The organism is Paraclostridium sp. (assembly GCF_051656405.1).
In the GTDB taxonomy this organism is placed as follows: Bacteria; Bacillota; Clostridia; order Peptostreptococcales; family Peptostreptococcaceae; genus Paraclostridium.
Genome location: NZ_JBOGBV010000072.1, coordinates 19,640 through 31,512 on the forward strand (window position 1 = coordinate 19,640; position 11,873 = coordinate 31,512).

General features: G+C 29.3%; 9 protein-coding genes. 8 read left to right on the top strand and 1 reads right to left on the bottom strand.

The window, feature by feature from the left end; all coding sequences use genetic code 11:
- The first annotated feature begins 19 nt into the window (after window positions 1–19).
- Window positions 20–1,042: an alpha-hydroxy-acid oxidizing protein gene (locus ACRDDE_RS11720; RefSeq protein WP_220796635.1), complete on the top strand. Its 1,023-nt coding sequence runs from the start codon at window positions 20–22 to the stop codon at window positions 1,040–1,042.
- Between the two features lie 142 nt (window positions 1,043–1,184).
- Here the strand turns inward: ACRDDE_RS11720 and ACRDDE_RS11725 are convergent, their stop codons facing one another.
- On the bottom strand, window positions 1,185–2,450 hold the full coding sequence (locus ACRDDE_RS11725; RefSeq protein ID WP_438627510.1) for a CapA family protein: 1,266 nt from the start codon (window positions 2,448–2,450) through the stop codon (window positions 1,185–1,187).
- 152 nt (window positions 2,451–2,602) lie between these two features.
- Between ACRDDE_RS11725 and ACRDDE_RS11730 the strand changes: the two genes are divergently transcribed.
- The 7 genes from ACRDDE_RS11730 (at window position 2,603) to iorA (ending at window position 11,848) form a co-directional block, all read left to right on the top strand.
- Complete coding sequence (locus ACRDDE_RS11730) at window positions 2,603–2,947, top strand: YraN family protein (RefSeq protein ID WP_438627512.1); 345 nt, start codon at window positions 2,603–2,605, stop codon at window positions 2,945–2,947.
- A 25-nt stretch (window positions 2,948–2,972) separates the two neighbouring features.
- Window positions 2,973–4,499 (top strand): YifB family Mg chelatase-like AAA ATPase, encoded by a 1,527-nt coding sequence (locus ACRDDE_RS11735; protein ID WP_438627514.1) that lies wholly within the window; start codon window positions 2,973–2,975, stop codon window positions 4,497–4,499.
- A 25-nt stretch (window positions 4,500–4,524) separates the two neighbouring features.
- Window positions 4,525–5,613 carry a DNA-processing protein DprA gene (dprA, locus tag ACRDDE_RS11740; protein WP_438627516.1) on the top strand — a complete coding sequence of 363 codons (1,089 nt, stop codon included), beginning with the start codon at window positions 4,525–4,527 and terminating at the stop codon, window positions 5,611–5,613.
- Between the two features lie 21 nt (window positions 5,614–5,634).
- On the top strand, window positions 5,635–7,728 hold the full coding sequence (gene topA, locus ACRDDE_RS11745; RefSeq protein ID WP_438627518.1) for a type I DNA topoisomerase: 2,094 nt from the start codon (window positions 5,635–5,637) through the stop codon (window positions 7,726–7,728).
- A gap of 148 nt (window positions 7,729–7,876) precedes the next feature.
- Window positions 7,877–8,659 carry a GTP-sensing pleiotropic transcriptional regulator CodY gene (gene codY / locus ACRDDE_RS11750; RefSeq protein WP_021429555.1) on the top strand — a complete coding sequence of 261 codons (783 nt, stop codon included), beginning with the start codon at window positions 7,877–7,879 and terminating at the stop codon, window positions 8,657–8,659.
- A 110-nt stretch (window positions 8,660–8,769) separates the two neighbouring features.
- Entirely contained in the window at window positions 8,770–10,017 is a 1,248-nt protein-coding gene (locus ACRDDE_RS11755) for an aminotransferase class I/II-fold pyridoxal phosphate-dependent enzyme (protein ID WP_438627520.1), read from the top strand.
- 46 nt (window positions 10,018–10,063) lie between these two features.
- The gene (gene iorA / locus ACRDDE_RS11760; RefSeq protein ID WP_438627522.1) at window positions 10,064–11,848 is read left to right on the top strand and encodes an indolepyruvate ferredoxin oxidoreductase subunit alpha; all 1,785 of its coding nucleotides are present in this window, start codon (window positions 10,064–10,066) and stop codon (window positions 11,846–11,848) included.
- Window positions 11,849–11,873: the final 25 nt, after the last annotated feature.

Consider the following 11,873-nt stretch of genomic DNA (forward strand, 5'->3'; position numbering starts at 1 on the left):
TGCTAAGGGAGAGGTTTTTATGGACTATAAAGAAATGTTAAAACAAGCAAGAGAAAATTTAAATGGAAGCTGTAGAGTTTGCAAAGTTTGTAATGGAGTAGTTTGTGCAAGCGAAGTTCCTGGAATGGGAGGAAAAGGGACTGGAAGTGCATTTATAGAAAACTATGAAAGCTTAGATAAAGTAAAATTAAATATGAGGGTTATTCATAATGTGAAAAATCCAGACACAAAGGTAGAGATGTTTGGGAAAAAAATGAAAGCTCCTATATTTGCTGCGCCTATAACAGGTACAACACTTAATATGGGTGGTAAGTTAAGTGAAAGAGAATACATAACTAGTGTTGTAGATGGATGCTTAAAAAACGAAATTTATCCTATGGTAGGAGATACTGCAGTAGATGAATTTTTAATAGAGAATTTAAGAGTAATAAAAGAATTTGATGGAAATGGAATAGTATTTATAAAGCCTTGGGAGAATTCAGATATAAAAAGAAAGATTAAATTAGCTGAAGAAGCTGGGGCATTTGCAGTAGGAGTAGATATAGATGCATGCGGGCTAGTTACTTTGTCTATGCATGGTAAAACTGTAGAGCCAAAGTCAATTGACGCTATAAAGGATTTGAAAGCATCTACGAACCTGCCATTTATATTAAAAGGTATAATGACTAAGGAAGATGCTTTAATGGCTGTAGAAGCTGGAGTAGATGCTATAGTTGTATCTAACCATGGAGGAAGAGTATTAGACCATACTCCAGGAGTATGCGATGTACTTGAAGATATAGCTTCAGCTGTTAAAGGTAAGGTTACTATACTTGCAGATGGAGGAGTTAGAACTGGGGTTGATGTGGTTAAAATGCTAGGACTTGGAGCAGATGGAATTTTAATAGGGAGACCATTCGTGACAGCTTCATTTGGGGGACTTAGTGAAGGTGTAGATATGTATGTTAAAAAGGTTATAAATGAAATTGAATCTACTATGATTTTAACAGGATGTCAAACTATAAAAGATATAGATGAGAAAGTAATATTTAAAAAAGCATAAAATAAAAAAGCTATCTCAAAATAGCGTAGTATAAAAAGGTTAAAATGTAAGGTTTGCTCCTAAAGCTGGAAAGATGCTTTAAAAGTCGCTAAACCTTACATTTTAACCTTTTACTACATTGTTTTATTTTGAAATAGCTTTTTTATCTTGCTACATTTATAATGTCGGAAGAACCTATTATAGATGTAGTATTATCGTATGATTTTTTTGCTTTATCAAGTGGTAAATTATCTATTTTAGAAAGTTGTTTTTCGTTTATTAAAGGTATTATTTCATATGTAAGCTTACCGGTTTTATTGTTGTATTTGTTAACCCATGTAGGTATGTATTCAACATTTGAAATTTTGGTTTCTCCAGTATTTAAGTTTTTGTTTATACCTATGTTGACAATAACACCATCTTCAGTATATTTTTTATTTAAAATTTCATTTCTTTGATTGCTTAAGAAGTTTCCTAATGAATATATAACTAAAGTTTCATTATCATTTTCATCAGATTTTATCATTTCAATAGGTTGGACCATATGAGGATGAGAACCTATGATTATATCAACTCCATAATCGCATAATTTTTTAGCTAACTCTTTTTGAAACTCATTAGGTTGTCTTGTGTATTCATCTCCCCAGTGTAGTATAACAACTTGAAGATCAGATTCTTTATTGTTCATAACATCTAAAGTATCTTTAATTTCATTAAAGGCTATATCTACATAACTTGAGTTGAAAATATTTAAATTATTAAGGTCACTATAATTTATATTTAATCCATTTAATGCTGTAGTACTTCCGTATACTTGTCCATATGAGTAAGCAGTTATACCTAGCTTTACGCCATCAACGTCTTTTATTAAAAAGTTTTCGTCTTCATCATTTTTTTGAGTACCGACATGTTCTATATCTTTAGAATTTAAAACATCTAGTGTTCTATAAACTCCATCTGAACCCCTATCATATGTATGATTATTTATTGTGGATACTATATCTACCCCACTATTTTTTATTGCATCAGCCAATTCATCAGGTGAATTGAATTTTGGAAATGAGCTATACTTTGCTTTAGGGCCAGCTAAAGTTGTCTCTAAATTTCCTATAGCTAAATCGGATTTAGATATATATGGTTTTACATATTTAAAGTTATTATCGAATGAATATGTATTAGTATCTTTATCAAACTGAGCTTTTAATTGATCATCGTGAGCCATGATATCCCCTATTGCGCTTATAGTTACATTTTTTACACTACTATCATCATTTGCTATTTTTGTTGCATTAATTTCAAAAACCTTTCCTTTAAATATATTTACTGCTAAAAATGACATTATAAAAAATAAGCATAATGAAATTGCAGAAATTATAATAATTTCACTTTTCTTATTTTTTAGTTTCCTTTTCTTTGATGTTCGCTTCATACTTCCTCCAAATGCCCAAAATTAATATATATTAAATCATAATCTTATGAAAAATAATTATCAAGGCTTAAAAAGTTACATTTAAAAAATTGTATACTAAATAAAAGTATTGACTATACTTTATAAAAAAATCAAAATAAAAGGTAATTTTTATGAATAATATACAAAAAGGTAATTTAGGTGAAAAATTAGCAACAAATTATTTAAGGTCTAAAGGAGCCTACATATTAGAAAACAACTACAAATTAAAATTTGGAGAAATTGATATAATAGTAAAATTAAATGAAGAATTAGTATTTGTAGAAGTAAAAGCAAGAAGTAATATAAACTTTGGATATCCATCAGAAGCTGTAAATTACAAAAAGAAAATGAAGATAAAAAATGTTGCTAAATATTATATAGTTAAAAATAAATTAGAAAAAGTTCCAATAAGGTTTGATGTTATTGAAGTTTATTTGAAAAATAACGAAATAAACCATATTGAAAATGCTTTTTAAATAGTAATAAAAAAGAGGTAATAAAATGTTAAGTATTATAAGCTCAAGTACCTTAGTAGGTATTGAAGGAATAATAGTAGAGGTAGAAGTTGATATAACTAATGGAATACCAAGTTTTAATATTGTTGGATTAGCAGGAGCATCTATAAAAGAATCTAGAGAGCGGGTAAAGTCTGCAATATTAAACAGTGGATATAAATTTCCTAATTCAAGAATCGTGGTAAACTTATCTCCTGCAGATATGAGAAAAGAAGGAGCTTACTTTGATTTACCTATATCTATAGGAATATTAAGAAAATTTATAAATGAAAGTGATGAATATTTAAATGAAAGTTTATTTATAGGAGAACTATCATTAGATGGAAAATTGAGAAAAGTAAAAGGTATTTTATCTTTAGTTATAAATGCTAAGAATAAGGGTATAAAGAGAGTGTTTTTACCTAAAGAAAATGAAAGAGAAGCTTTATTTGTAAAAGAAATAGAAATAATACCTGTTGAAACACTGAAAGAGTGCATAGGATTTATAAATAAAGAAGTAGATATAAAGAAAGAAAAAGAAAAAATTATTCAAAGTAAAGAAAATTATGATGAAGATTTTTCAGATATAAAAGGAAACTATTTTGTAAAAAGAGGAGCAGAAATAGCAGCTGCAGGTAATCATAATTTTTTAATGATAGGACCTCCTGGATCAGGAAAGACTATGATTGCAAAAAGAATGATAACAATACTTCCAAGTATTAATGAAGAAGAAACACTGGAAGTAAGTAAGATATATAGTGCAGCAGGGCTTTTAAAAGCAGATGAAGGAATTGTTTTAAATAGACCATTTAGATCTCCACATCATACTGCAACTAAACAGGCATTGATAGGGGGTGGCGTTGATGCAAAACCTGGAGAGGTTGTACTAGCACATAGAGGTATACTTTTCTTAGATGAGATAGCTGAATTTGATAGGAAAATATTAGAAACCCTAAGGCAACCAATAGAAGATAAGTATATAAATATATCAAGAGTAAAGATTAACTTAAAATATCCATGTAATAGTATGTTTATAGGAGCAATGAATCCATGTCCATGTGGATACTATATGTCAAATACAGAATGTAAATGCAGTACAAGCGATATAAATAGGTATTTAGGTAAAATTTCAGGTCCTCTATTGGACAGATTTGATATGTTTATAGAAGTAAACTCTATACCATATGAAGAATTCAATAGTAATAAAAAAGAAGAGAGTTCAATAGACATAAAACTAAGAGTAGAAAATGCAAGGAAAATTCAAAAAGATAGATTTAAAAATGATGTTATAGATTTTAATAATGAGATTAAATCTTCTAAATTAAATTTATACTGTAGATTAAATGATGAAGCTGAGGAAATGTTGAAGTTAATTTTCAATAAATATAGGCTAGGAAATAGGAGTTACACAAAGTTAATAAAAACTGCTAGGACTATAGCTGATTTAGACAATAAAAAATTAATTGAACAAAATCATGTACTAGAGGCATTTTCATTTAGAAAAGCTTACTATAATTACTTTATGTATGAATAAATATGTTTTAATTTAGAGGTGAGTTATGAATAAAAAAGATATATACTTATGGTTATTGTCTATAGGAGGTATAGGTAATAAAACTATAGAAAAAATTGAAGACAGTGTAGATGATATAGAGCAGCTTATGGATTTACCTGATAAAGAGATACTAAAAATTGAAAATTTAAATTTAAATATTAAACAGAATATAGTAAAATATAAAAGTCGCGCTTATATAGATTCGCTAAAAGAGGATTTATATAAGCATGAGGTAAGCTATATAGGAAAGAATGAGAGTACATATCCTTCTAAATTAAGACATATTTACAATGCTCCTAGTGTACTCTTTTACAAAGGAGATATAAATCAATTAAACAGGTTATCTTTAGCTATGGTAGGATCTAGAAAACCTACATCTTATGGAATTTGGTGTGCTCAAAGTTTAAGTGAAGAATTATCTAACTATAATATAAACATAGTAAGTGGCATGGCTATGGGCATAGATGAATATTCTCACAAAGGCTGTATTAAAGGATCATCAAAGACTGTAGCTGTGCTAGGATCAAGCGTAGAGAATCCACTTCCTAAGAAAAATTTAAATCTATCTAATAAAATTTTAGAAGATGGAGGTCTTTTAGTATCAGAATATAATGTAGGACATCCAGTGGCTCCATCAAATTATCCAGCTAGAAACAGAATAATAAGTGGGTTAAGTGATGGGGTTATAGTAGTAGAGGCAACAAAGAAAAGTGGAGCTTTAATAACTGTTGACTTTGCACTTGAACAGGGTAAAAACGTTTTTGCGATTCCAGGTAATATTAACTCAGACATGAGTAAAGGTTGCCATATGATAATAAAAGATGGTGCAAAGCTTGTTGATGATATAGAAGATATAATAAATGAATATAATTTAAAAAAAGTTAACAAAATAGCTAATAATAGCAATAGCAATGGATTAACATATGTACAGCAAAGCATTTTTGATATTATCGAAACAAAAGGAAGCTTGCATATAGATAGAATTTGTGATTATACTAATATGAATATACAAGATATAAATTGCATTTTAAATATGCTTGAAATAGAAGGTAAGATAATAGAAATGCGAAACAAGATATATAGTGTAAAATAAAAATTGTGGGGGTGTGGATATATGGCAAAAAGCTTAGTCATCGTTGAGTCGCCTGCAAAAGCTAAAACCATAGAAAAATTTTTAGGAAAAAGTCATTATACAGTAAAGGCATCTGTAGGGCATATAAGAGATTTACCTAAGAGTAAATTAGGAGTAGATATAGAGAACAATTTCGAGCCTCAGTATATAAATATAAGAGGTAAAGGGGATGTAATAAAGGAATTAAAAAAAGAAGCTAAAAAAGCGAAACAAGTTTTTCTAGCAACCGACCCCGATAGAGAAGGAGAGGCTATATCTTGGCATCTAGCACATATATTATCATTGGATGAGACTGAAAATTGTAGAATTGAATTCAATGAAATAACTAAAGATGCTATAAAAAAAGCTATAAAAAGTCCTAGAAATATTAAACTAGATTTAGTAGATGCGCAGCAGGCAAGACGTGTTTTAGATAGATTATTAGGATACCAAATAAGTCCTATACTTTGGCAAAAAGTTAGAAAAGGGCTTAGTGCAGGTAGAGTTCAATCTGTTACAACAAAATTAATATGTGATAGAGAGAAAGAAATAGAAGCTTTTGATCCAAAAGAATATTGGACAATAGAATTAGATGCTAAAACAAAAGAAGGTAAGGAAGTTACCTTAAAATACTATGGAGAAAACGATAAAAAGGTAGAACTTGAAAACGAAGGTCAAGTAAATGAAATACTAGAAAAAATAAAAGGTAAAGATTTAACTGTACATAGTATAGAATCAAAATCAAGAAGAAAATCAGCGCCTAAGCCATTTACAACAAGTATGTTACAACAAGAAGCTGCAAATAAACTTGGTTTTACAACTAAGAAAACTATGATGGTAGCACAAGAATTATATGAAGGGGTAGACATAGATGGAGAAGGAACTCTAGGTTTAATTTCATATATAAGAACTGATTCAAAGAGAATATCAGAAGAAGCTAAAGGAAAAGCTAAAGAATATATATTAGAAGAATATAGTGATAAATATTATAAATTTGAAGAAAATAAAAAAACTAAGATTGAGTCTAAAAAAGTTCAAGATGCTCATGAAGCCATAAGACCGACATCTGTAGATAGAACACCAAGAAATATAAAAGCATCTCTAAGTAGAGATCAATATAAGTTATATGATTTAATATGGAGAAGATTTGTTGCAAGTCAAATGGAAGACTCAGTATTTGATACTTTAAATTTAACTTGCAAAGTAGACAATCTAATATTTAAGGCCACAGGATCAAAATTAAAATTTGATGGTTATACTAAAGTATATAACTTTACAGATAGAGAAGATAAAATTCTTCCGACTGTTTATGAAAAAGATTTATTATCATCAGAAGAAGTTAGACCTTCTCAACATTTTACTCAACCACCAGCTAGATATACAGAAGCTAGCTTAGTAAAAACTTTAGAAGAACTAGGTATAGGAAGACCATCTACTTATGCACCAACAATAGCGACTATATTAAATAGAGAATATGTTGAAAAAAATGCAGCTAGTTTATGCCCAACTGAGTTAGGGAAAATAGTTACTACTATATTAGAAGAAAACTTCCAAAAATTTGTTGATGTAGATTTTACAGCACAGATGGAAAATATGCTAGATGATGTTGCAGAGGGAGATACATACTGGAAAGAAGTTGTAGCAGATGTGTATGCACCATTAAAAGAGGCTATAGAAGTAGCGATTGAAAATATTGAAAAAGTAAACATGGATGAAGAAACTGATGAAATTTGTGAAAATTGCGGATCTAACATGGTTATAAAATATGGAAGATTTGGTAAGTTTATAGCTTGTAAGAATTATCCAGAATGTAAGACAACTAAACCACTAGTAAATAAAGTAGGAGTAAAATGTCCTAAATGTGGAAAAGGTGATATAATTCTTAGAAAATCAAAAAAAGGTAAGGCCTTTTATGGATGTTCAAATTATCCAGAGTGTGATTTTATATCATGGAATAAACCTACCGGCGAATTATGTAGTGAGTGTAATTCATATTTAGTAGAGAAGGTAACAAAATCAGAAACTAAGGTAATTTGTTCTAATAAAGAGTGTAAAAAAGAGAAAAATTTAGAAAATAATGATAAAAGCAATGAATAATGTCAAATAATGTGTCTAAAACCAATTTATAGTATTGAAAAAGATTTGAAATTATGATAATATGACAGTGCTAAAGTAAGAACGTTAAAATAATATAAATGTATTAAGGGTATAAAAGTGGCCAAACTTCATGAGGAGATGATAATAGATGGCAAGCGAAATGCTAGAAAAAACAAGAAAAATTAATAAAACATTACAAACTAGTGGTGGAAGTAATGTGTCATTTAATTTATTAGCTGAAGCATTAGGTGAAGTTTTAAGTTCGAATGCTTATGTTGTAAGTACTAAAGGTAAAATATTAGGTGTTTACCTTAATGTTGAAAAAGACAGCTCAGTTATAGAAGATGAAAAAACACATAAAAAGATGTTCCCAGAAGCATATTCAAAAAATATATTAAAAATAAACGAAACAAAAGAAAACTTAACTGGGACAGAAATGATAGAACTTCTTCCATACGAAGAAGATAGAAAAGAAAAATATTTAACAATAGTTCCAATATTATGTAGTGGACAAAGATTAGGTACATTAATACTTGCGAGATACGACCAAATGTTTACAGATGACGACTTAGTAATAGCAGAATATAGTGCAACAGTTATAGGGCTTGAGATATTAAGATCTATAGGTGAAGAGCTAGAAGAAGAAATGAGAAAGAAAGCTGTAGTTCAAATGGCTATAGGAACATTATCATATTCTGAATTAGAAGCTGTAGAGCATATATTTGAAGAATTAAGCGGTAGAGAAGGATTACTTGTTGCAAGTAAAATTGCAGACAGAGTTGGAATAACAAGATCTGTAATAGTAAATGCACTAAGAAAGTTTGAAAGTGCAGGAGTTATAGAATCTAGATCGCTAGGAATGAAAGGAACTCATATAAAAGTTCTTAACGACAAATTAATAGAAGAATTAGAAAAACTAAAGTCTAATTAATTATAAAAAATAAGACATCCATAAGGATGTCTTATTTTTTTTTCATAAATAATCATTAAATCTAACTAATTGTAATATGTATTAATATACAAATATTTAGGAGGGATTTTATGATTACGTCAATGGCGGCTAAACATGCTATTTGGCCAAAAGAAGAAGATATGATATTCAACTTATCTAAAAGGGCACAAATATGTGAAAAAGAAAATGGAAAAGAAAATGTTATAAATGCTACTATAGGAGCACTTATGGATGATAAGGGAAACCTTATAACTTTAAAATCAGTTTATGATGAATATAAAAATTTAGACAATAAACAAATAGCAGCATATGCTCAAATTGCAGGGCAAAGTGACTATATAGAAGCAGTAAAAAAAGCTTGTTTCAAAGAATTTATGCCAAACAGCGATATAAGAGTAGTTGCATCTCCAGGAGGGTCTGGATCTATAAAGTTAGCAGTTTTTAATTATACAGAAAATCAAGAAACTATACTTGTACCAGATTGGTATTGGGGACCATATAAAATTATTTGTGAAGAGATAAATAGAAATATTACAAACTATGAATTATTTAATAAAGAAGGCAATTTTAATTTTGAATCATTTAAAGAGCAATTTATAAATTTATCACAAAAACAAGATAGAATTTTTTCTATATTTAATACACCAGCTCATAATCCAACTGGATATACAGTTTCTGATGAAGAGTGGGACAAAATATTAAATTTATGTAAGCAAACTGTAAAAGATACAAATAAAAAAATAACTTTATTTGTAGATGTAGCATATATAGATTTTTCAGGTAAAGGATGTAATGATACTAGAAGATTTTTTAAAAAATTTGAAAACCTACCTGAAAACATATTGGTAATTATAGGGTTTAGTATGTCAAAAGGATATACAGCATATGGTATGAGAAGTGGGGCTTGCTTATGTGTATCTAGCAATAAAGATATAGCTGATGAATTTTATTATTCATGCTCACATTCTGCAAGAGCAAATTGGTCGAATTGCAATAGAGGAGCTATGGAGTTATTAACAACAATTATAAATGATGATGAAAAGCTAAAAAGATATGAAGATGAAAAAAATTCATATAAATCAGTTTTAAAAGAAAGAGCTAAAGTATTTGTAGATGAAGCTAGAGATATAGGGTTAAATATACTTCCATATAGAGATGGATTCTTTGTAAGTATACCTTGTAAAAATCCTATGAAAGTATGTGAAAAAGCAATAGAAAGTAATTTATATACTATACCGTTAAAAATGGGAGTAAGATTTGCTGTATGTGCTGTAAATAAAGAAAAGTGTAAGGTTGCACCTAGAATTTTAAAAGAAGCAATTGACTTAGTTGATTAAATTTAAAGTAGAAAAACTTAAAGATTATAAAAATAGGGGGATAAAAATGAAACTATTAATGACTGGAAATGAAGCAATAGCTCGTGGAGTTTATGAAGCAGGGGTTAAGTATGCATCTGCATACCCAGGAACTCCAAGTACTGAGATATTGGAAAATGTAGCTACATACAAAGATAGCATATTAGCAGAGTGGGCACCAAATGAAAAAGTAGCACTTGAAGCAAGTATAGGCGGTTCTATAGCTGGGGCTAGAACGCTAGCGTGCATGAAACATGTAGGTGTTAATGTAGCAGCAGACCCACTATTTACATTTGCATATACAGGAGTAAATGGAGGATTGGTATTGGTTTCAGCTGACGAGCCAGGAATGCATTCATCTCAAAATGAACAAGATAATAGAAATTATGCTAAGTTTGCGAAAATAGCTTTATTTGAACCATCAACTAGTCAAGAAGCTAAAGATATGTTAAAAGAAGCTTATAGTGTAAGTGAAGAATTTGATACTCCAGTTTTATATAGAGTTACAACTAGATTATGTCATTCAAAAGGTATAGTAAATTGTTCAGAAAGAGAAGAAGTAGGAGTAGAAGATTATGTAAAAGATGTACAAAAACGAGTTACTGTTCCAGCTCACTCTAGAAATCTTAGAGTAAAGGTTGAAGAAAGATTAAACAAGTTAAGAGCTTACTCAAATGCAACGGATTTAAACTACATAGAACTAAATAGTGAGGATATAGGAATAATAGCTAGTGGTGTATGTTATAACTATGCAAAAGAAGTATTTAAAGATAATGTATCATATTTAAAATTAGGATTTACAAATCCATTACCAGATGTAAAAATAAAAAAATTTGCTAGCAAAGTTAAGAAGATATATGTAATAGAAGAAAATGATAGATTTATAGAAGACCAAGTAAAAGCTATGGGCATAGATGTAATAGGAAAAGATATATTCCCATATACAGGAGAAATGACTCCAGATGTAATAAGAAAGGTTATGTTAGGTGAAGAGAAAAAAACTATAGAATATAATGAGGATTTAGTAGTTAAAAGACCTCCAACATTATGTTCAGGATGTCCACATAGAGGATTTTTCTATGAAATAGGAAAGAGAAAAAATGTTATGATTTCAGGAGATATTGGATGCTACTCATTAGGGTTTGCAAGTCCATATAATGCATTAGATTCAATTGTATGTATGGGAGCGAGTTTAAGTGTAGGTCATGGAGCACAACAAGTATTTAACATGAAAGAAAATAATAACATGAGAGTAGTTGGGGTTTTAGGAGATTCTACATTCTTCCATACTGGAATAAACTCACTTATAGATATAGCATATAATCAAAGTAATGCAATATCTGTAATTTTAGATAATAGAATAACAGGTATGACAGGTCATCAACAAAACCCTGGAACAGGATATACATTACAAGGAAAAGAAGTAAAAGAATTAGATATTGAAAAACTAGTTTTAGCTTGCGGTATAAATCATATAAGAACTATAGATCCAAACAACTTAAAAGAAGTAAATGATGCACTAGACTGGGCACTTAAATTAGATGAGCCTAGCGTTATAATAACAAGATGGCCATGTGTACTTAAAAAGTTTTCTAAAGAAGATAAAGAAGAGTTTAGAGGTGCATTTAAGCAAAAATGCAATGTAGATAAAGATTTATGTATAGGATGTAAGCTATGTATAAAATCTGGCTGTCCATCTATATCATTTGATAAAGAAACTAAAAAAGCATGTATTGAAAAAACTAGCTGTGTAGGATGTGAAGTATGTTCACAAATATGTCCAAAACAAGCTATATATAAGGGGGATAAATAAATGACAAAGAGCGTACTTTTAGTTG